The sequence below is a fragment of the Curtobacterium sp. WHRI 8282 genome, from assembly GCF_040223925.2.
Lineage (GTDB): Bacteria > Actinomycetota > Actinomycetes > Actinomycetales > Microbacteriaceae > Curtobacterium > Curtobacterium flaccumfaciens.
In genome coordinates this window covers 156,966-183,273 of record NZ_JBEHCD020000003.1, presented here as the reverse complement: position 1 = coordinate 183,273, position 26,308 = coordinate 156,966, and the positions used below count along the sequence as shown (strand labels likewise).

23 protein-coding genes and 1 pseudogene are annotated in these 26,308 nt (G+C 71.6%); 20 read left to right on the top strand and 4 right to left on the bottom strand.

Annotation, left to right across the window (positions count from 1 at the left end):
• Window positions 1-33: 33 nt before the first annotated feature.
• From leuS to holA, 4 genes and pseudogenes are all read left to right on the top strand, one after another.
• Window positions 34-2,595, top strand: coding sequence for a leucine--tRNA ligase (gene leuS, locus ABRP24_RS11805; protein WP_301600596.1), 2,562 nt, complete (start codon window positions 34-36; stop codon window positions 2,593-2,595).
• 107 nt (window positions 2,596-2,702) lie between these two features.
• Window positions 2,703-3,476: a ComEA family DNA-binding protein gene (locus tag ABRP24_RS11800; RefSeq protein WP_349848349.1), complete on the top strand. Its 774-nt coding sequence runs from the start codon at window positions 2,703-2,705 to the stop codon at window positions 3,474-3,476.
• Between the two features lie 93 nt (window positions 3,477-3,569).
• A pseudogene (locus ABRP24_RS11795) lies at window positions 3,570-5,270 on the top strand (ComEC/Rec2 family competence protein); the annotation flags it as partial.
• 622 nt (window positions 5,271-5,892) lie between these two features.
• Window positions 5,893-6,912, top strand: a complete 1,020-nt coding sequence (holA, locus tag ABRP24_RS11790) for a DNA polymerase III subunit delta (protein ID WP_027465301.1) — start codon at window positions 5,893-5,895, stop codon at window positions 6,910-6,912.
• Window positions 6,913-7,109: 197 nt separating this feature from the next.
• Here the strand turns inward: holA and rpsT are convergent, their stop codons facing one another.
• The gene (gene rpsT, locus ABRP24_RS11785) at window positions 7,110-7,370 is read right to left on the bottom strand and encodes a 30S ribosomal protein S20 (RefSeq protein ID WP_017886662.1); all 261 of its coding nucleotides are present in this window, start codon (window positions 7,368-7,370) and stop codon (window positions 7,110-7,112) included.
• A 222-nt stretch (window positions 7,371-7,592) separates the two neighbouring features.
• On the opposite strand from rpsT, the gene ABRP24_RS11780 reads away from it, so the two are divergent.
• On the top strand, window positions 7,593-8,759 hold the full coding sequence (locus tag ABRP24_RS11780) for a pyridoxal phosphate-dependent aminotransferase (protein ID WP_027465302.1): 1,167 nt from the start codon (window positions 7,593-7,595) through the stop codon (window positions 8,757-8,759).
• Between the two features lie 147 nt (window positions 8,760-8,906).
• The gene (gene lepA, locus ABRP24_RS11775) at window positions 8,907-10,754 is read left to right on the top strand and encodes a translation elongation factor 4 (RefSeq protein WP_027465303.1); all 1,848 of its coding nucleotides are present in this window, start codon (window positions 8,907-8,909) and stop codon (window positions 10,752-10,754) included.
• 76 nt (window positions 10,755-10,830) lie between these two features.
• Here lepA and ABRP24_RS11770 read toward each other — a convergent pair whose 3' ends face one another.
• Window positions 10,831-11,328: a hypothetical protein gene (locus ABRP24_RS11770; RefSeq protein ID WP_349848346.1), complete on the bottom strand. Its 498-nt coding sequence runs from the start codon at window positions 11,326-11,328 to the stop codon at window positions 10,831-10,833.
• Between the two features lie 131 nt (window positions 11,329-11,459).
• Between ABRP24_RS11770 and ABRP24_RS11765 the strand changes: the two genes are divergently transcribed.
• Complete coding sequence (locus tag ABRP24_RS11765; protein ID WP_035808235.1) at window positions 11,460-12,107, top strand: DUF1990 family protein; 648 nt, start codon at window positions 11,460-11,462, stop codon at window positions 12,105-12,107.
• 61 nt (window positions 12,108-12,168) lie between these two features.
• Here the strand turns inward: ABRP24_RS11765 and ABRP24_RS11760 are convergent, their stop codons facing one another.
• Complete coding sequence (locus tag ABRP24_RS11760; RefSeq protein WP_051596685.1) at window positions 12,169-12,861, bottom strand: HAD family hydrolase; 693 nt, start codon at window positions 12,859-12,861, stop codon at window positions 12,169-12,171.
• A gap of 28 nt (window positions 12,862-12,889) precedes the next feature.
• Between ABRP24_RS11760 and hemW the strand changes: the two genes are divergently transcribed.
• On the top strand, window positions 12,890-14,143 hold the full coding sequence (gene hemW, locus ABRP24_RS11755; RefSeq protein ID WP_027465306.1) for a radical SAM family heme chaperone HemW: 1,254 nt from the start codon (window positions 12,890-12,892) through the stop codon (window positions 14,141-14,143).
• A 37-nt stretch (window positions 14,144-14,180) separates the two neighbouring features.
• On the opposite strand, the gene ABRP24_RS11750 is transcribed toward hemW, so the two are convergent.
• Window positions 14,181-14,654, bottom strand: a complete 474-nt coding sequence (locus ABRP24_RS11750; RefSeq protein ID WP_083404419.1) for a DUF4870 domain-containing protein — start codon at window positions 14,652-14,654, stop codon at window positions 14,181-14,183.
• Between the two features lie 110 nt (window positions 14,655-14,764).
• Between ABRP24_RS11750 and hrcA the strand changes: the two genes are divergently transcribed.
• The 12 genes from hrcA (at window position 14,765) to ABRP24_RS11690 (ending at window position 26,170) form a co-directional block, all read left to right on the top strand.
• A complete protein-coding gene (gene hrcA / locus ABRP24_RS11745; RefSeq protein WP_027465308.1) occupies window positions 14,765-15,784 on the top strand; it encodes a heat-inducible transcriptional repressor HrcA in 1,020 nt (339 codons plus the stop codon).
• A 33-nt stretch (window positions 15,785-15,817) separates the two neighbouring features.
• On the top strand, window positions 15,818-16,930 hold the full coding sequence (gene dnaJ / locus ABRP24_RS11740) for a molecular chaperone DnaJ (protein WP_349848342.1): 1,113 nt from the start codon (window positions 15,818-15,820) through the stop codon (window positions 16,928-16,930).
• Window positions 16,930-17,667, top strand: coding sequence for a 16S rRNA (uracil(1498)-N(3))-methyltransferase (locus tag ABRP24_RS11735; RefSeq protein WP_027465309.1), 738 nt, complete (start codon window positions 16,930-16,932; stop codon window positions 17,665-17,667). The genes dnaJ and ABRP24_RS11735 overlap by 1 nt, the downstream gene beginning before the upstream one ends.
• A gap of 38 nt (window positions 17,668-17,705) precedes the next feature.
• Window positions 17,706-18,059 (top strand): histidine triad nucleotide-binding protein, encoded by a 354-nt coding sequence (locus tag ABRP24_RS11730; protein ID WP_232749409.1) that lies wholly within the window; start codon window positions 17,706-17,708, stop codon window positions 18,057-18,059.
• The gene (locus ABRP24_RS11725) at window positions 18,049-19,191 is read left to right on the top strand and encodes a PhoH family protein (protein WP_071248113.1); all 1,143 of its coding nucleotides are present in this window, start codon (window positions 18,049-18,051) and stop codon (window positions 19,189-19,191) included. The genes ABRP24_RS11730 and ABRP24_RS11725 overlap by 11 nt, the downstream gene beginning before the upstream one ends.
• Window positions 19,188-19,649 carry an rRNA maturation RNase YbeY gene (gene ybeY, locus ABRP24_RS11720; RefSeq protein ID WP_017886675.1) on the top strand — a complete coding sequence of 154 codons (462 nt, stop codon included), beginning with the start codon at window positions 19,188-19,190 and terminating at the stop codon, window positions 19,647-19,649. Before ABRP24_RS11725 ends, ybeY begins: the two co-directional genes overlap by 4 nt.
• A 3-nt stretch (window positions 19,650-19,652) precedes the next feature.
• The gene (locus ABRP24_RS11715) at window positions 19,653-20,975 is read left to right on the top strand and encodes a hemolysin family protein (protein ID WP_138803112.1); all 1,323 of its coding nucleotides are present in this window, start codon (window positions 19,653-19,655) and stop codon (window positions 20,973-20,975) included.
• Entirely contained in the window at window positions 20,972-21,910 is a 939-nt protein-coding gene (gene era, locus ABRP24_RS11710) for a GTPase Era (protein ID WP_027465313.1), read from the top strand. The genes ABRP24_RS11715 and era overlap by 4 nt, the downstream gene beginning before the upstream one ends.
• 73 nt (window positions 21,911-21,983) lie before the next feature.
• Entirely contained in the window at window positions 21,984-23,222 is a 1,239-nt protein-coding gene (locus tag ABRP24_RS11705) for a histidine kinase (RefSeq protein WP_349848339.1), read from the top strand.
• Entirely contained in the window at window positions 23,219-23,908 is a 690-nt protein-coding gene (locus ABRP24_RS11700) for a response regulator transcription factor (RefSeq protein ID WP_035808237.1), read from the top strand. Before ABRP24_RS11705 ends, ABRP24_RS11700 begins: the two co-directional genes overlap by 4 nt.
• A gap of 112 nt (window positions 23,909-24,020) precedes the next feature.
• Entirely contained in the window at window positions 24,021-24,773 is a 753-nt protein-coding gene (locus ABRP24_RS11695) for an ABC transporter ATP-binding protein (RefSeq protein ID WP_232749410.1), read from the top strand.
• A complete protein-coding gene (locus tag ABRP24_RS11690; protein WP_301566662.1) occupies window positions 24,770-26,170 on the top strand; it encodes an FtsX-like permease family protein in 1,401 nt (466 codons plus the stop codon). Before ABRP24_RS11695 ends, ABRP24_RS11690 begins: the two co-directional genes overlap by 4 nt.
• Window positions 26,171-26,308: the final 138 nt, after the last annotated feature.

Here is a 26,308-nt window from a genome sequence, read left to right as displayed (position 1 = left end):
GGACGGGCCTCCCGGCTTGTATCGTTGACGACCGTGACCACCGAGCAGCACGCCGAGGACCCGAACGCCTACGACTTCCGTCGTATCCAGGAGAAGTGGCAGCCCCGCTGGGAAGAGCTCGGGCTCTTCACCACCGACCTCGACGACACCCGTCCGCGCAAGTACATCCTCGAGATGTTCCCGTACCCGTCCGGCGACCTGCACATGGGGCACGCCGAGAACTGGGCCCTCGGGGACTTCGTCGCGCGCTACTGGCGCCAGCAGGGCTTCAACGTGCTGCACCCGATCGGCTGGGACTCGTTCGGGCTGCCCGCCGAGAACGCGGCGATCAAGCGCGGGGTGGACCCGAAGGACTGGACCTACGCGAACATCGAGCAGCAGAAGGCGTCCTTCAAGCGCTACGCGCCGTCGTTCGACTGGACCACCGAGATCCACACCTCGGACCCCGAGTACTACAAGTGGAACCAGTGGCTGTTCCTGAAGATGTACGAGAAGGGCCTGGCGTACCGCAAGGACAGCTGGGTCAACTGGGACCCGGTGGACCAGACCGTGCTCGCGAACGAGCAGGTACTGCCCGACGGCACCTCGGACCGCTCCGGCGCCGTCGTCGTGAAGAAGAAGCTCACGCAGTGGTACTTCAAGATCACCGAGTACGCCGACCGGCTGCTCGACGACCTGAACCAGCTCGAGGGGCGGTGGCCGGCGAAGGTCATCGCGCAGCAGCGCAACTGGATCGGCCGCTCGGTCGGTGCCGACGTCGACTTCGTGATCGAGGGCCGCGACGAGCCCGTCACGGTCTTCACCACCCGTCCGGACACGATCAACGGGGCGACGTTCCTGGTCGTCGCGCCGGACTCTGACCTGGCTGCTGAGCTGGTCGCCGACCCGTCGGTGCCGTCCTCCGTCCGTGACGCCTTCGACGCCTACCTGACGGCAACGCAGAAGACGTCCGAGATCGACCGGCAGAACGCCGACCGCCCGAAGACCGGCGTGCCGCTCGGCCGGTCCGCGATCCACCCGCTCACGGGGGAGCGCCTGCCCATCTGGGCCGCCGACTACGTGCTCGCCGACTACGGCCACGGCGCCGTGATGGCCGTGCCCGCGCACGACCAGCGCGACCTCGACTTCGCGCGGGCGTTCGACCTGCCCGTCAAGGTGGTCGTCGACACGAACGCCGCCGTCACCGGCGCGATCCCGGTCATCCCCGAGGGCGCGACGCTCGACGACTTCGACGTGCCGACCCTCGACCCGGTCGCCACCGGCGAAGCGCTGACCGGTCAGGGCCGGATGATCAACTCCGGGCCGCTCGACGGCATGTCGAAGCAGCACGCCATCACCGCTGCCATCGCGCTGCTCGAGGAGCGCGGCACCGGCCGTGCCGCCAAGACCTACCGCCTGCGCGACTGGCTCATCTCGCGCCAGCGCTTCTGGGGCACCCCGATCCCGATCATCCACGGTGCCGACGGCACCGAGCACCCGGTGCCCGAGGACAAGCTGCCGATCGTGCTGCCGGACACCGAGGGCCTCGACCTCAAGCCGAAGGGCACGTCCCCGCTCGGTGGCGCGACCGACTGGGTGAACGTCCCGAACCCCGTCGACGGCACCCCGGCGCTCCGCGACACCGACACGATGGACACCTTCGTCGACTCGTCGTGGTACTTCCTGCGTTTCCTGTCGGCGAACGACGACACCCAGGCGTTCGACCCGGCGGCCGCGCGCCGCTGGGCTCCCGTCGACCAGTACATCGGCGGCATCGAGCACGCGATCCTGCACCTGCTCTACGCCCGATTCGTCACGAAGGTGCTGTTCGACCTCGGGTACCTCGACTTCACCGAGCCGTTCTCGGCGCTGCTCAACCAGGGCATGGTGCTGTCCGGCGGCTCCAAGATGTCGAAGTCGAAGGGCGGCGTCTCGCTCGGTGACGAGCTCGACGCGAACGGCGTCGACGCGATCCGCCTGGTGATGGGCTTCGCCGGCCCGCCCGAGGACGACATCAACTGGGAGGACGTCTCCCCGTCCGCCTCTGCTCGGTTCCTGGCGCGGGCGTACCGCCTGGCGCTCGACGTCACGTCCGCACGCGACGTCGTGTGGGCCGACGGCGACCGGGCACTCCGCCAGGTCACGCACCGGTTCCTCGCCGACGCCCCCGGGATGATGGAGTCGTTCAAGTTCAACGTCGTGATCGCGCGACTGATGGACCTGGTCAACGTCACCCGCAAGGCGATCGACAGCGGCCCCGGCGCCGGTGACCCCGCCGTGCGCGAGGCCGTCGAGACCATCGCGCTCGGACTGAGCGTCTTCGCGCCGTACACCGGCGAGGAGATGTGGGAGAAGCTGGGCTACGAGGCCACCGTCGCCACGTACGGCTGGCGGAAGGCCGACCCGACGCTGCTCGTGCAGGAGACCCTGACCGCCGTCGTGCAGGTCAACGGCAAGGTGCGTGACTCGTTCGAGGTGTCGAAGTCGATCGAGGCGGACGAGCTCGAACAGCTCGCACGGTCGTCGGCGAACGTCCAGCGGTACATCGGTGACCGCGAGATCGTGAAGGTGATCGTCCGGGCGCCGAAGCTCGTGAACATCGCCATCAAGGGGTAGCGACCGTCGCTGGCGTCGTCCCTCACAGCAGGGGCGTTCGCGGCACCCCTCCACGGGTGTGACCTCCGGAGCCCTGCCGATCGGCCGGGCTCCGTAGCGTTCGGGGCATGTCGTCCCCGTCGTCTCCCGGACCCTGGTGGTCCCGTCTCGCGTTGTCACCGCGGGCAGCCGTGGTGCTGGCGGCGGTCGTGGTGGTGGTCGCCGTCGTGGTGGTCCTCGTCGGGGCTCTGGTGTCGGGTGGTGGCGAGGGTGCCGGGGGAACGGGTGGGGTCGTCGTGCGTGGTGCGCCGACGGCCGGTGCGGGTGCGGCGTCGGGCGTACCGTCTCCGACCGCAGGTGCGTCTGCCGGTGCTGCTCCGTCCGCTCCTGGCGCCGGGCGCGTCGTGGTGCACGTGCTCGGGGCGGTGCGGCGGAGCGGTGTGGTCGAGTTGCCGGCATCGAGCCGGGTCGGTGACGCGCTCGAACGTGCCGGTGGGGCCACCGACGACGCCGATCTCGACCGCCTGAACCTGGCCCGGGTGCTGACGGACGGCGAGCGGTTGTACGTGCCGCGGGTCGGGCAACAGGAGGTGCCCGAGGCGCTCGGGCCGATGGCAGACGGTGCTGCCGCCGGGCCGACCGCCGCCGCCGGGGCCGGGGCCGGGGCCGGGAGCAGCGGTGGCACTGCGGGCACCGGGGGCGAGGAGACCGCCGTCGTCGACCTGAACACCGCCGACCAGACCGCGCTCGAGACCCTGCCCGGGATCGGACCCGGGCTGGCCGGGCGGATCATCGCCTGGCGTGACGAGCACGGCCGGTTCACCGCGGTCGAGGACCTGCTCGACGTCAGCGGCATCGGCGACGTGCGGTTCGCCGAGCTCCGCGATCGTGTGCGGGTCTGAGGGGCGACGGTGCAGCTCGCGCCGAGTGCGATCGACCTGCGGTTCGCGGTGCCGGTCGCGGTCGCCTGGATCGCGACCGCCCTGCTCGTCGGCATGCCCGACGTGGCACCCGTGGTCGGTGGGGCCGCGGCGCTCCTGACCGGCGTCAGCGGCAGCGTGCTCCGGTGGCGTCGGGGCGCCGGGGTCGTGCCGGCCGTCGCCGGGCTGCTGCTCGTCGCGGGGGCCCTGACGACGCTGCTCGCGGTGTCGGTCTCCGTGGGGGATTCCCGGCGGGCCCCGGAACCGCTCCGTGCACTCGTCGCCGGCCCGGGGGCGGGGCACGTGGAGGTCGAGGCCGTGCTGACCCGCGACCTCGTGCCGGGGGACCGCTCCGTCACCGCGACGCTGGTGCGGGCGGACGACCTCGACGGGCTCCGGGTGCCGGTCCGGCTCGTCCCCGATCAGCACGGCGACGCACCGGGCGCCGTGCTGGCAGCCGGTGCCCGGGTCACCGTGACCGCCACCCTGCAGCCGGACGAACCCGGTTCCGCAACGGCCTTCGTGGCGTTCCTGCGCGGGACGCCGTCGTCGGTGCCGCCCGACGGGCTGCTCGGCGCCACCGACACCGCGCGACAGGCCTTCGTACGGGCCACGGCCGACCTGCCGCAGCCCGGAGCGGCGCTGCTGCGCGGGCTCGCGATCGGGGACCGCTCCGGCCTCGACCCGACGACCGAGGCGGCGATGGAGACCTCGGCGCTGACGCACCTGACGGCGGTGTCCGGGGCGAACTGCGCGGTGGTGGTCGGGCTCGTCGTGGTCCTCGGTCGAGCCTGTGGTCTGCCGAGAGGGCCCCGGGCCGCGGCGGCCGTCGGCGTACTCCTGGTGTTCGTCGTGCTCGTGCGCCCCGACCCGTCGATCGTCCGGGCCACGGTGATGGCGATCGTGGTGCTCGTCGTGCACCTGGCCGGTCGACCGGTGCGGGGCGTCCCGCTCATCGCCCTCGCCGCGGTCGGCATGCTCGTGGTCGACCCGTGGTTCGCGCGGTCGTTCGCGTTCGCCCTGTCCGTGCTCGCCACGAGCGGGATCGTCGTGCTCGGCCCGCCGCTCACCGAGCTCCTGGCACGTCGTGTGTGGCCGCCGGTCGCCGCCGCACTCGCGATCCCGGTCGCCGCACAGGTGGCCTGCTGGCCGGTGACGATCCCGCTGTCGGCGGCGCTTCCGACCTACGCGGTGCCCGCGAACCTGCTGGCGGAGCCGTTCGCGCCGGTCGTCACGGTGATCGGGCTCGTCGCGTGTGGCCTCGCTCCGGTGTGGCCGGTCGGTGCGCAGGGACTCGCGGCCGTCGCGTGGGTCCCGGCCGCCGCAGTCGGGGGCATCGCGCACGGTGCGGCGGCCCTGCCCTACGCCTCGGCACCCTGGCCGGCCGGGGCGCTCGGTGTGGCCGCCGCGGTGCTGGTGTGCGGCTGCATCGCGGTCGCCGTGCTGGTCCGGGGGCGGCTCGGCTCCCGGTTGCTGCTCGCAGCAGGGGTGGTGGTCGTGGTCGGTGTCGCAGCCGTCACCGTCCCGGTGCTCGTCGTCCGGGGCTCGGTGCCGGGCGACTGGTCGGTCGCCGCGTGTGACGTCGGGCAGGGGGACGCCGTGCTGCTCCGTGGCGACGACGCCGTCGCGCTGGTGGACACCGGCGACGACGAGGAACGGCTCCGGGCGTGCCTGGAGCTGCTCGGGGTCACCCGGATCGACCTGCTCGTCCTGACGCACTTCGACCGCGACCACGTCGGCGCTGTGCCCGCCGTGGCGGACACGGTCGAGACCGCCCTGGTCGGACCCGTGGGCCGTGCGTCGGACGAGCGGGTGGTCGACGACCTCCGGCGTGCCGGTGTCGACGTCCGGACGGCGGACGACCGCGTGTCCGGCACCCTCGGGCCGCTCGCCTGGCGCGTGGTGTGGCCGCCGGGCGGGGACCGTGCCGCCGGCAACGACGCGAGCATCGTGCTGGTCACGGGGCCGGCGGACGGAGACTCCTGTCCGGCGTGCCTGACCGGGGTCTTCCTCGGCGACCTGGGGGAGTCGTCGCAACGTCGGCTGCGCAACGCCGGTGGTCTGCCGGCGGGGCCGATCGACGTGGTGAAGGTGGCGCACCACGGCTCCGCGGACCAGGACCCGCAGCTCTACCGAGGGCTCGCCGCGCGGGTCGGGCTCATCGGGGTCGGTGCGGACAACACCTACGGGCATCCGACGCCGTCCGCGCTCGGCATGCTCGAGGCTGCTGGCACGCTGCCGCTCCGCACCGACGAGCGCGGGACCGTGGTGCTCGCCCGCTCCGGCAGCGACGAGGTGCGGGTGTGGACGGAGCGCTCGTCGTCGGCGGCCGCCCGTAGGATCGTCGGTGCACCACTCGACCCGGCACCGTCCGGGCCGGCACCACCGGAAGGACCACATGGCCGCCAAGAAGCCCGCGCGCGCCGCAGCGAAGATCGACCAGGTGCCCTGGTCGGGGATCCGTCCGGCACCCGTCGTGCTCATCACCGGGCCCGAAGCGTTCCTCGCCGACCGCGCCCGCGGTGTGCTGAAGGACCTGCTGCAGGGCGAGGACCCCGCGCTCGAGGTACACGACCTCGAAGCCGACCAGTACGCCCCCGGGCTCCTCGCGACCCTCGCCAGCCCATCGCTGTTCGGCGAGCCGCGACTCGTGCAGGTCACGAACGTCGAGAAGTGCACCGACGCCTTCATCACCGAGACGATCTCGTACCTGCAGGCCCCCGCCGACGACGTCACCCTGGTGCTCCGGCACGGGGGTGGCGTGCGCGGCAAGAAGCTCCTCGACACGATCCGCAGCGGTGTCGGCGGCGGGGTCGAGGTGCTGTGCGACGAGCTCAAGCGCGAGACCGACCGCATCGACTTCGTGAACGCCGAGTTCCGCGCAGCACGACGCCGGATCGCGCCCTCCGCCGTCCGGACCCTGGTGACCGCGTTCGCCGACGACCTCGCCGAACTCGCCGCCGCGTGCCGACAGCTCCTGGCGGACGAGGCCGAGGAGATCACCGACAAGGTCGTCGACAAGTACTACGGCGGTCGCGTCGAGACGAACGCGTTCAAGGTCGCCGACATCGCCCTCGCGGGTCGGTCGGCACCGGCGATCGTCGAGCTGCGGCACGCCCTGGCCACCGGCGAGGCACCCGTGCCGATCGTCGCCGCGTTCGCGAGCAAGATCCGCACGATGGCGAAGGTCAGCGCCTTCCGGGGTCCGAGCGGGCAGGCGGCCTCGGCGCTCGGCATGGCGCCGTGGCAGGTGCAGCGCGCGCAGCGTGACGTCGCCGGCTGGAGCGAGTCCGGGCTGGCGAACGCGATCATCAGCATCGCCGAGGCGGACACCGCGGTGAAGGGTGGCTCGCGCGACGCGCACTACGCGCTCGAGGTCATGGTCCGCACCATCGCCCGACGCGGCGAGCCCCGCTGAGGCGAGTCGGGCCTCCCGGCCTTCTCGCGCGGCGGTCGGCCGGCGCTTCGTGAGCACAAATGGTCGGGTGTTCCATCACGACCCGACCCTTTCTGCTCACGAAGCGAACCAAACGCACCCCACGCCGCGCACGCACCCCACACGACGAAGGCCCCGCACCAACGGTGCGGGGCCTTCGGACCAGAAGGGTCAGGACGTCAGAGCGACGAGACCTTCTTCGCGATGGCCGACTTGCGGTTCGCGGCCTGGTTCTTGTGGATGACACCCTTGCTCACGGCCTTGTCGAGCTTCTTCGACGCGAGGGCCAGGGCGGCAACGGCCTTGTCCTTGTCACCGGCGGCGACGGCGTCGTTGGCACGACGGATGTGCGTCTTGAGCTCCGACTTGTAGGCCTTGTTGCGCTCGGTGGCCTTGAGGTTGGTCTTGATGCGCTTGATCTGCGACTTGATGTTCGCCATGAATTGCTCCTGCTCGTCTCGTACGGGTGGGCGCGACCGCAGGGTAGAGGGGCCCTTGGTCGCATCGCGTTCCACCCGTGGGCGGGGAACGCGGAAGCCAGCCACCAACACTACCAGGCAAGCGGGCTGCCACCAAAGCACGAAACACCGCCGGATCGGCGGAAGCCCGCGGCCGACCGCGGCCAAACCCCACGGCAACACGCACCGGATACCGTGACGGACATGCCCTCCCTCGCACCGCGCATCGACACCGTGCCCGCCTCCGGCATCCGGAGGGTTTTCGAGCAGGCGGCCCTGCTGCAGTCGAGCGGCACGGACGTCACGATGCTCGTGATCGGCGAGCCGGACGTCCCGGTGGCGCCGCACATCGGCGAGGCGGCCCGTCGCGCCTGGACCGAGGACCGCACCGGGTACACGCCGAACGGCGGGATCGCGCCGCTCCGCGAAGCCGTCCGCGACAAGCTCCGCCGTGAGAACCGGATCGAGGCCGACCTCGAGCAGATCTGGATGACGATCGGTGCGACCCAGGCGCTCTTCCAGGCGATGACGCTGACCCTGAGCCCGGGCGACGAGGTGCTCGTGCCGGACCCGGGTTACACGACCTTCACGATGAACGCCCACATCATCGGGGCGACCCCCGTGCCGTACCGGCTCGAGCCGCAGCACGGGTTCGAACCCGATCTGCAGGCCCTCGAGGCGAGCGTCACCGAACGCACGCGGGTGCTCATCGTCAACTCGCCGTCGAACCCGCTCGGCTCGGTCTTCGGCGAGGAGACCCTGCGTGCGCTCCTGGCCTTCGCGAAGCGGCACGACCTCTGGGTGATCAGCGACGAGGTCTACGAGTACTTCACCTACGGCACCCGGCACGTCAGCCTGGCGGCGCTCGACGAGGACGACCGCGTGTTCTCCGCGTTCTCGCTGAGCAAGACGTACGCGATGACCGGCGTCCGCGTGGGCTACCTCGTCACGCCGAAGGGACTCGGCGCGACGATGCGGACCACGCAGGAGGCCATGATCAGCTGCGTCGCCGAACCCGACCAGTACGCGGCCCTCGCGGCGATCGTGGGGGACCACTCCGCGGTGCGCGACGCTCGGGAGCACTACCGCGCGAACCTCGAGGTCGCGAAGGAAACGCTCGACGCCGCCGGCATCCGGTACCTCGACCCGCGCGGGGCGTTCTACCTGTGGATCGACATGTCGCACGCGTCCGACGGGGACATCGCCGAGTGGGCGCTGGGGTTCCTGCAGCGTGAGCGGGTCGCCGTCGCGCCGGGCAGCGCCTTCGGACGCACCGGCGAGGGGTGGATCCGCGTGTGCCTCGCAGCCACCGCGGACGACCTGCGGCGCGGCCTCGGTGCCCTGCCGGCCCCGGCGCACGCGACCGTCTGACCGGCGGCCGACGCCCGCCTCGTCGACCGCATCACCGCTTCGGAGGCGCGCCCCGCGTCCGTCACGCACGTGGCGGACGCGCGCCGTGCCTCCAGGGCGGGTGAAGCGTGGGAGACTGTTGCGACCGTCCGACCCACCTGAGGAACCGTGAGCCCACAAGCATCCGCTCCGCTGGAGCCCGCAGCGACCCCGGCCGACGCGATCCGCAACTTCTGCATCATCGCGCACATCGACCACGGCAAGTCGACGCTGGCCGACCGCATGCTGTCGATCACCGGCATCGTCGAGGACCGCGCGATGCGTGCGCAGTACCTCGACCGCATGGACATCGAGCGCGAGCGCGGCATCACGATCAAGTCGCAGGCCGTGCGCATGCCGTGGGAACTCGACGGCGAGACCTTCGCGCTGAACATGATCGACACCCCCGGGCACGTCGACTTCTCGTACGAGGTCTCGCGCTCCCTGGCCGCGTGCGAGGGCGCGATCCTGCTCGTCGACGCTGCCCAGGGCATCGAGGCGCAGACGCTCGCGAACCTGTACCTGGCGCTCGAGAACGACCTCGAGATCATCCCGGTCCTCAACAAGATCGATCTCCCGGCGGCCGAGCCGGACAAGTACGCGGCCGAGCTCGCGCAGCTCATCGGTGGCAAGCCCGAGGACGTCCTCCGGGTGTCCGGCAAGACCGGCGTCGGGGTGCCGGAGCTCCTCGACCTGGTCGTCCGTCGCGTGCCGGCCCCCGTCGGCGACGCCGAGGCAGCGCCCCGCGCGATGATCTTCGACTCGGTCTACGACAGCTACCGCGGCGTCGTCACCTACGTCCGCATGATCGACGGCACCATCTCGCCCCGCGAGAAGGTCCAGATGATGTCGACCAAGTCGACGCACGAGATCCTGGAGATCGGGGTCTCGAGCCCGGAGCCGAAGCCCACGAAGGGGCTGTCCGTCGGCGAGGTCGGCTACCTGATCACCGGTGTGAAGGACGTCCGCCAGTCCAAGGTCGGCGACACCGTCACGAGCGCACAGAAGCCCGCGACGCAGGCGCTGCCCGGCTACACGGACCCGAAGCCGATGGTGTTCTCGGGCCTGTACCCGATCGACGGCAGCGACTACCCGGTGCTCCGCGAAGCGCTCGACAAACTCAAGCTCTCCGATGCCGCACTGGTCTACGAGCCGGAGACCTCGGTGGCGCTCGGCTTCGGGTTCCGCTGCGGGTTCCTCGGGCTGCTCCACCTCGAGATCATCACCGAGCGGCTGTCCCGCGAGTTCGGGCTCGACCTCATCACCACCGCCCCGAGCGTGATCTACGAGGTCACGACCGAGGACAACGCCGTGACCGAGGTCACGAACCCCTCGGAGTTCCCGAGCGGGCGCATCGTCGAGGTCCGCGAGCCGATGGTCCGCGCCGCGATCCTGGCCCCGAAGGACTACGTCGGCGCGATCATGGAGCTCTGCCAGCAGCGCCGCGGCTCCCTGCTCGGCATGGAGTACCTCGGCGAGGACCGCGTCGAGATCCGCTACGAGATGCCCCTCGGCGAGATCGTCTTCGACTTCTTCGACCAGCTGAAGAGCAAGACCCAGGGCTACGCGTCGCTCGACTACGAGCCCACCGGCGACCAGGCCGCCGACCTCGTCAAGGTCGACATCCTGCTGCAGGGCGACCAGGTCGACGCCTTCAGCGCGATCGTGCACCGCGACAAGGCGTACGCCTACGGCACGCTCATGACCGAGCGGCTGCGCAAGCTCATCCCGCGCCAGCAGTTCGAGGTGCCGATCCAGGCTGCCATCGGCGCCCGCATCATCGCCCGCGAGAGCATCCGCGCGATGCGCAAGGACGTCCTGGCGAAGTGCTACGGCGGTGACATCACCCGCAAGCGCAAGCTCCTCGAGAAGCAGAAGGAGGGCAAGAAGCGCATGAAGACCATCGGTCGGGTCGAGGTCCCGCAGGAAGCCTTCATCGCGGCGCTCTCCGGCGACGTCGAAGAGAAGAAGAAGTAGCGCGTTTCGCGCTGAGCGACAGCTCACGCACTGCGACCGCCGAGATCTGTCGGTGAGCGCGAAAGCTCGGCGCGGGTCAGCCGGTCCGGCGGGCGCGCGCCCGCAGGGCGGCCAGGCAGAGGGCCGGGAGGCTCGCAGCGGCCAGTCCCGCCAGTGCGGTCCGCAGGATGGCCCAGTGGGCAGCCGCGTCGAAGTCGGTCTGCTCGCCGGAGGCCACCCCGGCGACCACGGCGCCGACGACCATCGCGAGCGTCACGACCGCGAGGACCAGCGGCAGCCGACGGCCGCGCTGACGCCGCACGGCCGACACCAGTGCTGCACCGAACAGCAGCACCCCGGCGCCGGCGCAGCTCGCCCCGACGGCGGCGATGACGTTCGCGGTGTCGAAGCCGTTCCACGCCTCGGGAGCGAGCGCGACGGTGGCGTACCGGGCGGGTGACGCCGCGGCCGACGTGGTCACGTCCACCAGCACCCGGGCGGTCGCCGCCACGCCGAACGCGACGATTGCGAGCGCGGCGAGGACGGCGGTCCGGCGGTCGACGGACCGCGGACGGACGGGGGTGGCGTGGGGCACCTGCTGACGATAGCCCCGGGGCGGGCGGTTGTCGGGCCTCCAGTTCGGGGTGCACGGCGGGTGGGCCGATCCGACGGAGGTGAGCGTGGATCGGTTCGATCCGGGGCGGCCCGCCCAAGTAACATGGCGGCATGAGCATCCGCGGGAGCTACCGGACCGCCCTGACGTACGGCGCGGTGGGGGCGACCCAGGCGTCGGACCTCATGACCTACCCGCCGGACGGCTTCACGCCGGCCGAGTCGCGCGCGCGGATCGGACACGGCGACCAGCGGTTCGAGACCGCCGTGGTGCAGGCGCTCACGTGGCAGATCCAGGAACGCAGCGGTGTCCGCGTGCGCGTCGAGGAGCAGCCCGACGACGACGAGGTCCGGTACAACCCGGTCACCTTCGACGACGACGGTGTGCCGATCGCCCCGGCGTCCATCGGGACACCCCGGGTCGAGAAGTTCGCACCCGACGGCACCCCGCTGCTGACGGCGGGCACCAGCGCGACGCTGACGATCCACGCGTTCGGGCAGACGGTGCTGGCACCGGTGCGCGTCGTGTCGATCATCGACGAGCACGACCGCAAGGGGTTCGCCTACGGCACGCTCGAGGGGCACCCGCTCTCCGGTGAGGAGTCGTTCGTCGTCGAGCGCACCCCGGACGGCTCGGTGTGGCTGCAGGTCCGGCAGTTCTCGCAGCCGGCGAGCCGGAAGTGGCGCTTCGTCGCGCCGTTCGTGCGGCGGCAGCAGAAGGTCATGGCGGAGAAGTACCTGGCGGCGCTGCGGGGCGACTAGGCGTCTGGTCGCGGTCTCGCGGTCGCGCCCGCGGTCTCGCGACCCCGCTCGCTCCTGCTCCTCAGCGGAGCGGCGGGAGTGCGGCGATCGCATCCTCGATGAGGGCGGCGTCCTGCTGGCAGTCGCGTGCGACCGTCACGGCGTTCGTGTGCCGCAACGCGTCCACGTCGTAGACACCCGTCGCCACGGCCAGGAAGGGGATGCCCGCGGCGTCCGCGGCCTCACCGTCGCGCGGGGTGTCGCCGACGATGACCGCCCGGGTGCCGACCAGCTCGGCGGCGGCGCGCAGGGTGACCCCGGCCCGCTCGACCTCGGTGTCGCCGAAGTACGAGTGCTCCCAGTCGAAGACGTCGGCGTCGAACCCGGCGCCGGTGAGCTTCACCCGGGCGCGGTACTCGGAGTTGCCGGTGAGCAGGCCGTTGCGCCACCCGAGTTCGGCGAAGCGGGTCAGGAGCGCCTTCGCCCCGGGGACGGGGCTGCGGTGGTCGCCGGAGGCGTGCCGTTCGGCGGTCAGGTCGTGCAGGTGCCGGCTGACCGTGGGGATCAGGGTGTCCTCGAACGCGTGGGCGTGCACGTGCTCGGCGATGAGCCCGGCGTCGGTCCGGCCGTGCTGGTGCCCGACCCGCAGGGTGAGGTCGCGGCCCACCGCCCGCTCGAGGGCGAGGTGGTAGAGGTTGCCCGGGGACGACGCGTTCATCACGAGGGTGCCGTCGATGTCCCACAGGACCGTGGTGGGGACGGGATGGTGCTCCATGGCTCCATCATGACGGAGAATGGAGCCCATGCCGAGTGCTCTCCCGATCGCCGATCCAGCACCAGCGGACGGCCTGATCACCCCGTGGGCGGCGGCGGGCTCCGCTGCCGGGCCGGGGGCTGGTCCCACCGCCGGTGACGTGCCCTTCGGCGTGTACGTGCACGTGCCGTTCTGCCGCGTGCGCTGCGGCTACTGCGACTTCAACACCTACACGGCGTCGGAGCTCCGCGGCGTCCGTCGCGACGACTACGCCGGGCACGCCGTGCGCGAGATCGAGTGGGCCGCGACCGTGCTCGACCGTTCCGGTGTGCCGCGGCGGCCGGTGTCGACCGTCTTCTTCGGTGGCGGCACCCCGACCATGCTCCCGGCGTCCGACCTGGCGATGATCCTCCGTGCGATCGACGACACCTGGGGCATCCTGCCCGGGGCGGAGGTCACCACCGAGGCGAACCCGGACTCCGTCGACGCGGCGTCGCTCGAGACCCTGCGGGCCGGCGGCTTCAACCGGATCAGCTACGGCATGCAGTCCGCCGTGCCGCACGTGCTCGCCACGCTCGACCGCACGCACGACCCGCTCCGGGTCCCCGTCGTCGTCGACCTCGCGAAGCAGCAGGGGCTCGACGTCTCGCTCGACCTCATCTACTCGACGCCGGGGGAGTCCCTCGCCGACTGGCGGACCTCGCTCGACGCCGCGATCGCCTGCGAGCCCGACCACGTGTCGGCGTACTCGCTCATCGTCGAGGACGGCACTGCGATGGGCCGCATGGTCGCCCGCGGCGAGCTCCCAGCCCCCGATGACGACCTGGCCGCCGACATGTACGAGCTCGCCGACCAGGTGCTCGGCGACGCCGGCTACTCCTGGTACGAGGTGTCGAACTGGGCGCGCGGCGACGCGCACGCGAGTCGCCACAACCTGTCCTACTGGAAGGGCCACGACTGGTGGGGCGTCGGCCCCGGCGCACACTCCGCCGTCGCCGGCACGCGCTGGTGGAACGTCAAGCACCCGGCCGCGTACGCGAACCGGGTGCTGTCGGGGGAGTCGCCGGCCGCCGGCCGCGAGACCATCGACGACGAGACGCGGTACGTCGAGCGCCTGCTGCTGGCGGCGCGGGTCCGCGGGGAGCTCGCGACGAGCGAGATCCGCCAGGAGGCCCGTGGCCGGGTCGCCGGCCTCATCGCACGCGGACTCGTGGACGGGTCGGCCGCGGTGCGGGGACGGATCGACCTGACCCTGCAGGGTCGCCTGCTCGCCGACGCGGTGGTGCGGGAGCTGCTCGACTGAGGGGCCGGCGCACTGCCGGCTGCGCAGTGCTTGCCGCTTACTGCTTGATGAACTCGATCGAGAGCGGGTAGCGGTAGAACTGGCCCTGGTTCGCGGCGATCGCGGCCATGATGCTGAAGATCAGCGACACGATGCCCGCTGCCAGCACGATCAGGACCCCGACGCCGAACACCGACGTGAGCGAACCGACCACGTAGGCGATGCCCATCGTGATGTGGAAGTTCAGCGCGACGCGGGTGTGCTCGCGGACGAAGCCGCCGCGGTCGCGGAGGACCAGGTAGGCGACCAACGGTGCGATGAAGTTGAAGAAGATGCCGCCGATGTGCGTCAGCGTGGCCCACAGGCGCTGGTCCTCCGGGCTCATCGGCCGGGGCGGGGTGTAGCCGGCGGGGTACTGCGGTCCGCCGGGGTACTGCGGTCCGCCGGGCTGCTGGGGGCCACCGGGGCCGTGGCCGTACTGGCCGCCGGGCTGCTCGGGTCCGGGGCCGTCGGGCTGCTGTCCGTAGGTCATGGCGGAAGCGTATCGGCCGACCGCCCGGAAGTCCCGGGCCGTCAGCGGTCGGGCGTAGGATCAGCAGTCGACACGTCCGAGTGCCAGGTAGATCGGGAAAGGAGGCGCTCGTGGTCAGTGAACGCAGCCTCGAGGTCCTCAAGGCCATCGTGCGCGACTACGTGGCGTCGCGTGAACCCGTCGGGTCGAAGACCATCGTCGAGCGGCACGCCTTCGGGGTCAGCGCCGCGACGATCCGCAACGACATGGCCCTGCTCGAGGACGAGCAGCTGATCGCCGCGCCGCACACCTCGTCCGGCCGGGTGCCGACCGACAAGGGGTACCGCGTCTTCGTGGACCACCTGGCGGGTGCCCGTCCGCTCTCCAGCGCCCAGCGCCACGCCATCGAGACCTTCCTCGGCGCCCCGAACGACCTCGACGAGGTCCTCGGGCGCACCGTCCGGCTGCTCAGCCAGCTCACCAACCAGGTCGCCCTGGTGCAGTACCCCTCGATGGTGCGCGCCCGGGTGCAGCACGTCGAGCTCGTCCGGCTCGGTGACGCCCGGTTGATGGTGGTGCTCATCACCGACACCGCCCGCGTCGAACAGCGCGTGGTCGAGACCGACGTCCCGCTCGACGAAGACTCGCTGGGTGAACTCCGCACCGTGGTGAACGGCGCGACGGTGGGGCTCCTGCTGCAGGACGTCCCGACCGCGCTCCGAGCCGTGCCGCAGCAGCTCCGCCCCGACGCCCAGACGCTCGGCGGGGTCGTCGTCGCCACGCTCATCGAGCAGGTCGCGGCGAACCGGCAGGACCGCCTGCTGATGGCCGGTGCGGCCAACCTGGCGAAGAGCGAGCAGGACTTCTCCGGCGGGCTCTTCCCGGTGCTCGAAGCGATCGAGGAACAAGTCACCCTGCTCCGGTTGTTCGGGGAGATGCAGGTGGACGACATCGCGGTGGCGGCCAGCATCGGCGTCGAGAACGCCGAGTACGGGCTCGACGCCACGAGCATCGTCGCCGGCGGCTACCTGGCCGGTGGCGAGGTGGCCCGCCTGGGCGTCCTCGGACCGACCCGCATGGACTACGGCACGAACATGGCGGCCGTCCGCGCCGTCGCCCGCTACCTGTCCAAGCTCCTGGGCGAACACTGACCAACCGACCGAACCCAACCGACTGAGGGATACGTGGCAGACCACTACGACGTCCTCGGCGTCCAGCGAGACGCCTCCGATGCCGACATCAAGAAGGCCTACCGCCGCCTGGCGCGTGAGCTCCATCCGGACGTGAACCCGGCACCCGACGCCGCCGAGCGCTTCAAGGACGTGACGCACGCGTACGACGTGCTGAGCGACCCCGAGCAGCGGCGCCGGTACGACGCCGGGCCGCAGGCCGACAGCCCCTTCGGTGGTGGCGCCGGTGGCTTCAGCGACATCTTCGACGCCTTCTTCGGTGGCGGCGGTGGTGGCGGCCGTGGATCGGGCCCGCGCAGCCGTGCCGAGCGCGGCCAGGACGCTCTGCTCCGCATCGAGGTCGACCTCGACGAGGTCGTCTTCGGCACCCACAAGGACGTCGAGGTCGACACGGCGGTGCTGTGCGAGACCTGCCACGGCTCCTGCTGCGCACCGGGCACCAGCCCACGCACGTGCGACATCTGCGGCGGTTCCGGGCACATCCAGCGCCAGGTCCGTTCGCTCCTGGGCAACGTGGTGACGAGCGCCCCGTGCGGCACGTGCCGCGGCTACGGCACCGTCATCCCGAGCCCCTGCCCGACCTGCCAGGGTCAGGGCCGCGTCCGCGCGCGGCGCACCGTGCCGGTGGACGTCCCCGCCGGCGTCGACTCCGGACTCCGCCTGCAGATGCCCGGCCAGGGCGAGGTCGGTCCGGCCGGCGGCCCGTCCGGCGACCTGTACCTCGAGATCCGCGTGCGCCACGACGACGTCTTCAGCCGCGACGGCGACGACCTGCTCGCGACGCTCGAGGTCGGCATGACCGACGCCGTCCTCGGCACGACCACCACGATCGACGGCCTCGACGGTCCGATCGAGCTCGAGATCCGTCCCGGTGTGCAGAGTGCCGACGTCCTCGTCATCAAGGACCGCGGCATCACGAAGCTGCGCGGGAACGGCCGCGGTGACCTGCGGGTCGGCGTGCAGGTCGTCACGCCGACCAAGCTGTCCCACAAGGAACGGCAGCTGGTCGAGCAGCTCGCGAAGTCGCACAAGACCACCGCCCCGCAGCTCGCCCGGTTCCAGCAGGGCATGTTCGGCAAGCTCCGCGACCGGTTCTTCAACCACTGATGGCGTCGCTGTACCTCGTCGACTCGCTGGACGGCGTCGCCGTCGGTGACCCGGTGTCGCTCGACGGCGCCGAGGGCCGGCACGCGGTCTCCGTCGCGCGCGTCCGGGTCGGCGAGGTCCTGCGGATCGCCGACGGCCGGGGCACCGTGGTCTCCGGTCCGGTGACGGCACTCGGCAAGGACACGCTGGAGCTCGCGGTCGAGACCGTCGAGCACCAGGACGCACCGCGCCCGTCGCTGACGCTCGTGCAGGCCCTGGCCAAGGGCGGTCGCGACGAGATGGCCGTGCAGGCGGCGACCGAGATCGGCGTCGACCGGGTGGTGCCGTGGTCGGCCGCGCGCAGCGTCTCCCGGTGGGACGGCGCGAAGGTCGAGAAGGGCCGTGCCCGATGGGCCGCGATCGTGCACGAGGCGGCGAAGCAGGCGATCCGTCCGCGGGTGCCCGTCGTCGCGCCGCTGGTGACGACCGGACAGCTCGTGTCCGCGCTCGGGGACGGGACCACCCTCGTCCTGCTCGACCCGACCGCGACCGTGCGGCTCGCCACCTGGGAGCCCCCGACGGACGCCGAGGACATCGCCCTCGTCGTCGGCCCCGAAGGAGGCATCGACGGCGCGGAGCTCGACCGGCTCGAGGCCGCGGGCGCCGTGCGGGTCCGACTCGGCGACAGCGTGCTCCGTACGTCCACCGCCGGACCGGCGGCACTCGCTGTCCTGCAGGCGCGACTGGGTCGCTGGTGAGCCGGACCACGCCGTCGGGCGCGTCCTACGATGGAGCCATGAGCAGCAGCACGCCCAGCGTCTTCTCCAAGATCATCGCGCGCGAGATCCCGGCGACCATCGTCGCCGAGGACGACCGTGTGATCGCGATCGAGGACATCGCCCCGAAGGCTCCCGTCCACGTGCTCGTCGTCCCCAAGACCGAGCAGTACGCGAACGTCGGCGAACTCGCAGCGGGCGACCCCGACCTGCTGGCCCACGTCGTCGGCACCGCCCAGCGCATCGCCGACGAGCGCGCCGACGGCCAGTTCCGACTCGTCTTCAACACCGGCGAAGCCGCCGGTCAGACCGTGTTCCACGTGCACGCGCACGTACTCGCAGGTGAACTGCAGGAAGGCACCCTTGCCGGTTAACGAACCAGTACAGCCCACCGCCGCCGACGACGAGTCCGTCTCGGTCTCGCTCCAGGTCGACGGCATCGCCATGGTGCAGCTGCTCGGTCCCCAGGACCGTCTGCTCAAGACCGTCGAGCGCCAGTACCCGGGCGTCCGGGTCGTCGTCCGTGGCAACGAGGTCACGCTGACCGGGCCCGAGCGCGACGTCGCACGCGCGAAGGCGCTCGTCGACGAGCTCGTCGGCATGGTCAGGCGCGGGCAGGAGATCGGCCCGTCCGACATCCCGATGTCCGCACGCATCCTCGACGACGACCGCAAGCCGTCCGACACCTTCGGCACCCCGATCGTGTCGAGCCGCGGCAAGTCCGTCCGTCCGAAGACGGACGGGCAGCGCGCCTACGTCGACGCCATCGACGAGCACACCATCACGTTCGGCATCGGTCCGGCCGGTACCGGCAAGACGTACCTGGCGATGGCCAAGGCCGTGCAGGCGCTGCAGCGGCGCGAGGTCAACCGGATCATCCTCACCCGTCCCGCGGTCGAGGCCGGCGAGCGGCTCGGCTTCCTGCCGGGCACGCTCACCGACAAGATCGACCCGTACCTGCGCCCGCTGTACGACGCCCTCAACGAGATGATGGACCCGGAGCTGGTCCCGAAGCTCCTGGCGGCCGGCACCGTCGAGGTCGCCCCGCTGGCGTACATGCGTGGCCGGACCCTCAACGACTCCTTCGTGGTGCTCGACGAGGCGCAGAACACCACGCCCGAGCAGATGAAGATGTTCCTGACCCGGCTCGGGTTCGGTTCGAAGATGGTCATCACGGGTGACATCACCCAGGTCGACCTGCCGGGCAACGTCTCCGGTCTGCGGCTCGTGACGCGCATCCTCGACCAGGTCGAGGACATCCACTTCGCCCGTCTCGGCAGCGAGGACGTGGTCCGCCACACCCTCGTCGGCCGGATCGTCGACGCGTACACGGTCTACGACGAGGAGCGCCTCGCCGAGCAGGCCGGGCAGCGCCCCGGTGGCCGCGGCACCGCCCCGGTCGGCAACCCCGACGGAGCGAACCGCGCCGAACGCCGTGGGCGCCCGCCGCAGGACCGCGCACGACCCCCGTACCCCCAGAACGACGCCCGAGGAGGCACCCGGTGAGCATCGAGCTCAACAACGAGTCCGGCGTCGAGGTGGACGAGGCCGCGATCCAGCGGCTCGCCGCGTTCGCCCTGGACGCGATGCACGTCCACGCCGATGCCGAGCTCGCGATCGTGCTGGTCGACGAGGGCGCGATGGAGCAGCTGCACGTCCGGTGGATGGACGAGCCCGGACCGACGGACGTCCTGAGCTTCCCGATGGACGAACTGCGCCCCGGCACCGAGGACGACCCCACGCCGGCCGGGCTGCTGGGCGACATCGTGCTCTGCCCGCAGGTGGCCGAGGAGCAGGCGAAGACCGCCGGGCACTCGAGCACCGACGAGATGCTGCTGCTCACCTGCCACGGCATCCTGCACCTGCTCGGCTTCGACCACGCCGAGCCCGACGAGAAGGCCGAGATGTTCGGCATCCAGGGCGAGATCCTGACCGCCTTCGCCGCCCAGCACCGAGGGCGGTAGCCGGTGGTCGTCGTCGCCGGACTCCTCGCGGTGGCGCTGGGGCTCGTCGTGCTCGGCGGGCTCCTCGCCGCGAGCGATGCCGCGCTCTCGGTGGTCTCCCGTGCCGACCTCGAGGAGATCGCCAGGGGCAACAAGCGCCGCCGCGCCATCGAGGCGATCGCTGACGACGTCGGGGCGCACGTCAACGCGCTGAACTTCTTCCGGGTCCTCGCCGAGACCGCCGCTGCGGTGCTCGTGACGATCGCCCTCGTGCGCGCCTTCGACAGCTGGTGGATCGCACTCGTCGTCTCCGCCGCGATCATGACCGCGGTGTCGTTCGTGCTGGTCGGGTCGAGCCCGCGCAGCGTCGGGCGCGCCCACGCCGAGCGGCTGATCGGTGCGACCGGCGGCATCGTCCGTGGCGTCCGCATCGTGCTCGGTCCGCTGGCCGGGCTGCTCGTGCGGATCGGCGACCGGGTCACCCCCGGCCGCGGCCGGAGCGCCTCCACCGTGTCGAGCGAGGAGCAGCTGCTCTCGCTCGTCGACGAGGCCACCGAGAGCAACGTGCTCGAGGACGAAGACCGCGAGCTCATCCACTCGGTGTTCGAGTTCAGCGACACCCTGGTGCGCGAGGTCATGGTGCCCCGCACCGACATGCTCACCGTCGACGGAGCGGAGACGCTGGCCGCGGCCATGGAGCAGTTCCTGGCCGCCGGGGTGTCCCGGATGCCGGTGACGGGCAAGGACAGCGACGACGTGCGGGGTGTGCTCTACCTGCGCGACGTCGCGCGGTCGCTGTACGAACGGCCGGCGTCCCGCAGCGAGCGGGTCAGCCGGCTGCTGCGGCCCGCCGAGTTCGTGCCGGAGTCGAAGCACGCCGACGACACCCTGCGGCACATGCAGGTCGCCAAGAACCACCTGGTGCTGGTGGTCGACGAGTACGGCGGTGTCGCCGGGCTCGTGACCATGGAGGACCTCATCGAAGAGCTCGTCGGCGACATCTCCGACGAGTACGACCGCGCCGTCGTCGACCGGACCGAGGTCGAACCGGGCATCTGGCGGATCTCCGCCCGACTGCCGATCGACGAGCTCGGCGACCTGTTCGGCATCGAGCTCGACGACGACGACGTCGACACCGCCGGTGGCCTGCTCACCAAGGAACTCGGACACCTCGCCGTCTCCGGCGACACCGTCACCGTGTCCGGGGTCGTCCTGACCGCCGACCGTGTCGAGGGCAAGCGCCGCCACCTCATCACCGTGCTCGCCGAGCGCACCCACGCCCTGGCCGACGTCGAGGACGCCTTCGACGACGCCGAACCCACCACGACGGGAACCACGCACGCATGACCGACCCCGACACCACCCAGGCCGGCTCGGAGAAGCCCTACCGCGCGGGCTTCGTCTCGTTCGTCGGCCGTCCGAACGTCGGCAAGTCGACGCTGACCAACGCCCTGGTGGGCGAGAAGGTCGCCATCACCTCGTCGAAGCCGCAGACCACCAGGCGCGCCATCCGCGGGATCGTGCACCGGCCCGACGGCCAGGTGATCATCGTCGACACCCCGGGCGTGCACCGTCCGCGTACCCTGCTCGGCGAACGGCTCAACGACCTCGTGCAGTCCACACTCGGCGACGTCGACGTGATCGGGTTCTGCGTGCCGGCGAACGAGCCCGTCGGTCCCGGCGACCGGTTCATCAACGACACGCTCGACCAGTACCCGCGCGCCAAGAAGATCGCGATCGTCACGAAGATCGACAGCACCTCCAAGGACCGCGTCGGTGAGCAGCTGCTGGCCGTCTCGAAGCTCCGCGACTGGGACGCCGTGGTGCCGACCTCGGGCACCAGGGGCATGCAGCTCGAAGACCTGCTCGGAGTGATCACCGCCCTGCTCCCCGAGTCGCCGCAGCTGTACGACTCGAGCGCGGTGACCGAGGAGACCGACGAGGAGCGCATCGGCGAGCTCATCCGCGAGGCTGCGCTCGAGGGTGTCCGTGACGAGCTGCCGCACTCGCTCGCCGTGGTCATCGAGGACATCGTCGAGCCCGACGCCGACGACGACGCCGACGGCCCCCTGCGCATCTTCGCGAACCTGTTCGTCGAGCGGGACAGCCAGAAGGCGATCGTCATCGGACACAAGGGTGAGCGCCTGAAGGACGTCGGTTCCCGGGCCCGCGTCGAGATCGAGTCGCTGCTCGGCGGCCGGCACGTCTACCTGAACATCCGCGTGAAGGTGGCCAAGGAGTGGCAGCGTGACCCGAAGCAGCTCGGACGCCTCGGCTTCTGACCGTCGGCCGCTCGCACCCCGGGTCATCCGGGCGAGGGACGCGGGGACGAGCGACCCGCCGTACCGTGGACGGGTGTTCCGTCCCATGCTGCGTGCGCAGGTCATCACCGACCTGCTGATCGCCGTGCTGCTCGGCGGCCTCGTGCTGGTCGCCAGCGGGCGCGGGCTCGACGGGCCGCTGTCGGTGGTCACCGTCGTCGGGATGACCGGTGCCCTGGCAATCCGGCGCCTGTCACCCGGGCTCGCCCTGGCCGTGGCGTGGGTGTTCGCGGTCTTCGAGATGGTCACCCTGCAGGTGCCGGACGTGTCGAACGCGTTCATCGCCGGCGTCATGTACACGACGAGTGCGTACGGCAGCCGCCGTGTGCGGCTGGCCGGGCTCGTGTCGGCGATCCTCGGGTCCGTGGCGGCGGCGGCGTACATGGGCTTCGACGATTACCAGAACCGCCTCACCTACGAGACCGCCTCGACGCCGCTGCAGGAGTCGCTGCAGGTCACCCTGTCGTTCTTCGCCGTCGTCCTGCTCCTGCTGCTGCTGCCGTGGCTCGCCGGACTCGTGGTCCGGACCCGTCGCTCGGCGAGCATGAGTCGCGAGGCCCAGCTGCTTGCCGAGCGTGACGCCGCGCGGGCCGACCGGGCCGTCGCTGTCGAGCAGGAGCGCGTGCGGATCGCCCGCGACATGCACGACATCGTCGCGCACTCGCTCGCGGTCGTCATCGCGCAGTCCGACGGTGCCCGGTACGCCCTGAAGGCCGACCCCGCGGTGGCCGACCAGGCCCTCAGCACCATCTCGGCCACGGCCCGGCGTGCCCTCGGCGACGTGCGCGAACTCCTCGGCGCGCTCCGGCACGAGCAGGGGACCGCGCCGACGCCCGAGATCGACGACATCGACCGGCTCGTCGACGAGATGCGGCAGCTCGGGCTCGACGTGCGGGTGGAACGCGAGGGCGACCCCGCCGGGCTGCCCACCACCACGCAGCTCGCCGTCTACCGGATCGTGCAGGAGAGCCTGACGAACGCGTACAAGCACGGAGAGCCCGGCAGCCCGGTGCGTGCCGCCCTGACCTACCGGCCGGACACGGTCGAGATCGCCGTCGTGAACCGACGTGCCGACGACGGTGTCCGCGGACCCGGCACGGGCCACGGTCTGGTCGGCATGCGCGAGCGCGCCGTGATGACCGGCGGCACCATGACCGCCGGCGCCCGAGGGGACGACTTCGCGGTCGCCGTCCGGATGCCGACCGTCCCGGCCAGCGGGCAGATGCCCCGCGGCCGGATCACCCAGACCGAGCAGGAGCGCACCGCCCGATGACCACGATCCCGACCGACGAGCACTCGATCCGCGTCGCCCTCGTCGACGACCAGGCGCTGTTCCGCACCGGCATCCGGATGCTCATCGACTCGCAGCCCGACCTGCGGTTCGTCGGCGAGGCGGGCGACGGTGCCGAGGGGGTCGAGCTCGTCCGACGGACCCGTCCCGACGTGGTGCTGATGGACGTCCGGATGCCCGTGATGGACGGCATCACGGCGACCGGTCACATCGTCGAGCAGTCCGGCACCGACGGTGCGAAGGTCCTCGTGCTGACAACGTTCGACTTCGACGAGGCCGCCGCCAAGGCCATCCGCGCCGGTGCGAGCGGCTTCGTGCTCAAGGACGCCGACCCCGAGTTCCTGCTCGCGGCGGTCCGGACCGTGCACGCCGGCACCGCGGTGTTCGCCGCGTCGGCCACGCGGGAGCTCCTGCGGCGGTACGACGACTCGGTCGGACGCGCCGCCGCCGTCCCCGCGGCGTTCGCCGACCTCACGCCGCGTGAGCGCGAGATCTTCGACCTGGCCGCCCGGGGGTTCAGCAACAGCGAGATCGCCCAGCACGAGTACGTCAGCGAGGCGACCGTGAAGACGCACATCTCGCGGGTCCTGACGAAGCTCGAGCTCCGGGACCGGGTGCGCCTCGTCGTCTTCGCCCACGAACACGGGCTCGTCACCAAGGCCGACTGATGCCGGGTCATCCGCGGGGATGACCCCTCCACAGGCAACCGAGCCGAGCGGACGATCCACAGGAGCCGAGCGGGCGACGCGGGACGGGACCCCTGACCGCCATCGTGGATGCATGACCACGAGCCACGCCCCGATCATCCGCCTCGACCACGTGTCCAAGCACTACGGCGACGACGCCCGACGTGTGACCGCGCTCGACGACGTCAGCGTCGACATCGGCGCGGGGGAGTTCACCGCGGTGATGGGCCCGTCCGGGTCCGGCAAGTCGACCCTCATGCACGTCGCGGCCGGCCTCGATGCCGTGTCCGCCGGCCGGATCCAGATCGACGGCGTCGACATCACGGCCCTGGGCGACAAGGACCTCACCGAGCTGCGTCGTCGTCGGCTGGGCTTCGTGTTCCAGTCGTTCAACCTCGTCCCGACGCTCGACGTCAGCGAGAACATCCGACTGCCGTTCCTGCTCGGCGGGCAAAAGCCCTCGCACGAGGAGACCGCCTGGATCGACCGGCTGGTCGAGATGCTCGGGCTCGGCAACCGGCTGACGCACCGGCCGCACCAGCTCTCCGGCGGGCAGCAGCAGCGCGTCGCCATCGCACGGGCGCTCGCTTCGCGGCCGGCGGTGGTCGTCGCCGACGAACCGACCGGCGCGCTCGACTCCCGCACCGGGCGCGACGTGCTCGCGATCCTCCGCGGCGCCGTCCAGGAATGGGGCCAGAGCGTCGTCATGGTCACGCACGACCCGGTGGCGGCCGCGAACGCCGACCGCATCCTGTTCCTGGCCGACGGCCGAATCGTCGCCGACCGCCCCGCGATGGACGCCGGCGCGATCTCCACCACGATGCTCGGGATGGAGGCAGCAGCGTGAACGGCATCCGATCCTTCGCCCCCACCGTCCTGGTCGCCGCCCTCGGCACCACGTTCGGTTCCGCCCTCGTCATCGCACCGGGGATCGTGACCGAGGCGCTCCGAGCCGCCGGGGTCGCCGACCTCGGACCGATCAAGGCGATCCTGTCGGTGGTCGGGTGGCTGTTCCTCGGCATCGCGCTCTACGTCGGCGCGATCGTCACCGCGAACACCTGCGCCACCCTGATCGCCGGGCAGACCCGGATCATCGCGCTGCAGCGGCTCGTCGGTGCGACCGGTGCGACCCTCCGTGCGCGGATCACCCGCACCGGCCTGGTCGTCGGCGTGCTCGGCGGGGTCGTCGGCGCCGTCGTGGGCACCGCGCTCTCGGCCCTGTTCGTGGTCGTCCTGCGGGGCAATGGGGTCCTGCCCGACGCCGAGTACACGTACGTGCCGTGGGAACTCGTCCTGCCGGTCGTGGCCGTCGTCCTCGCCACCTGGGGTGCCTTCGCTGCCGGGTCGCGCCGCGTGCTCACCGTCACTCCGCTCGAAGCGCTGTCGTCGTCCGTCGAGCCGAGCCACGACGACGTCCGGTCCGGTACGGCCCGCAAGGTCTGGGCCATCGTGCTCATGGCCGGCGGCGCGGTGCTGATGCTGCTCGGGCTCGCGGTGAGCTCGCTGTCCCCGGTCGCGGTCCTTCCGGCGGCGCTCGGCGGGTTCGTGTCCTTCGCGGGGATCGCCGTGGGGGCGACGATCGTGATGCCACCCGTGCTGCAGCTCATCGGCCGCATCGGCTCGCACGACCCCGTCGTCCTGCTCGCCGGACGGAACGCGATGCGGGCGCCGGGGCGGTCCTCGCGGGCGACCATCGGGCTCGTCATCGGTGTCACCCTGCTCGTCACCTTCGCGGTGGCGCTCGGCATCATGCAGCACGTGCTCGAGACCGAGATGCGCGCCATGAGCGCGGGGAGCGCCACCCCCGGGATGATCGAGGCGCAGCGGGACCTCTTCGTGCAGATCAACGCCGTCGTCAGCGTGATCGTCGGCTTCTCCGCCGTGATCGCCGCCGTCGGGGTCGTGAACGCCCTGGCGCTCGGGGTGCTCCAGCGTCGGCGCGAACTCGGGCTGCTGCGGGTGCTCGGCCTGACCGGCGCGCAGGTCCGACGGATGATCGTGACCGAGGCCGTGCAGATGGTCGTCGCGGCCGTCGTCTCGGGGCTCGCACTCGGCACGCTGTACGGCTGGGTCGGCGGGCAGACGCTGCTCGGCTCGCTCGGGACGCCCGTGGCACCGGTGCTGCCGCCGCTGACCATCGGCATCGTGGTGATCGGCGCGCTGGTCCTGGCAGTCGTCGCCACCATCGCCCCGGTGCGGCGCGCGATGCGCGTCCCGCCGACCGAGGCGCTCGCGGTCGACTGACCCGTCGCCCTGGTCGCACCACGCGACGACACGGGAGGCCCGGTGCCAGCTGGCACCGGGCCTCCCGTTCGTCGTGTGGTCGCGCCGACGTGCCCTGCCCGGCTCCGCCACGCCGCTCACGTCCGCCGAGGTGTCACG

What these genes read in the sequence shown, in the direction of transcription:
- ABRP24_RS11800 (WP_349848349.1), top strand. Translation starts at nt 2,703, where the DNA reads ATGTCGTCCCCGTCGTCTCCCGGACCCTGGTGGTCCCGTCTCGCGTTG.
- holA (WP_027465301.1), top strand. Translation starts at nt 5,893, where the DNA reads ATGGCCGCCAAGAAGCCCGCGCGCGCCGCAGCGAAGATCGACCAGGTG.
- rpsT (WP_017886662.1), bottom strand. Translation starts at nt 7,370, where the DNA reads ATGGCGAACATCAAGTCGCAGATCAAGCGCATCAAGACCAACCTCAAG.
- ABRP24_RS11780 (WP_027465302.1), top strand. Translation starts at nt 7,593, where the DNA reads ATGCCCTCCCTCGCACCGCGCATCGACACCGTGCCCGCCTCCGGCATC.
- ABRP24_RS11765 (WP_035808235.1), top strand. Translation starts at nt 11,460, where the DNA reads ATGAGCATCCGCGGGAGCTACCGGACCGCCCTGACGTACGGCGCGGTG.
- ABRP24_RS11760 (WP_051596685.1), bottom strand. Translation starts at nt 12,861, where the DNA reads ATGGAGCACCATCCCGTCCCCACCACGGTCCTGTGGGACATCGACGGC.
- hemW (WP_027465306.1), top strand. Translation starts at nt 12,890, where the DNA reads ATGCCGAGTGCTCTCCCGATCGCCGATCCAGCACCAGCGGACGGCCTG.
- ABRP24_RS11750 (WP_083404419.1), bottom strand. Translation starts at nt 14,654, where the DNA reads ATGACCTACGGACAGCAGCCCGACGGCCCCGGACCCGAGCAGCCCGGC.
- ABRP24_RS11735 (WP_027465309.1), top strand. Translation starts at nt 16,930, where the DNA reads ATGGCGTCGCTGTACCTCGTCGACTCGCTGGACGGCGTCGCCGTCGGT.
- ABRP24_RS11730 (WP_232749409.1), top strand. Translation starts at nt 17,706, where the DNA reads ATGAGCAGCAGCACGCCCAGCGTCTTCTCCAAGATCATCGCGCGCGAG.
- era (WP_027465313.1), top strand. Translation starts at nt 20,972, where the DNA reads ATGACCGACCCCGACACCACCCAGGCCGGCTCGGAGAAGCCCTACCGC.
- ABRP24_RS11700 (WP_035808237.1), top strand. Translation starts at nt 23,219, where the DNA reads ATGACCACGATCCCGACCGACGAGCACTCGATCCGCGTCGCCCTCGTC.
- ABRP24_RS11695 (WP_232749410.1), top strand. Translation starts at nt 24,021, where the DNA reads ATGACCACGAGCCACGCCCCGATCATCCGCCTCGACCACGTGTCCAAG.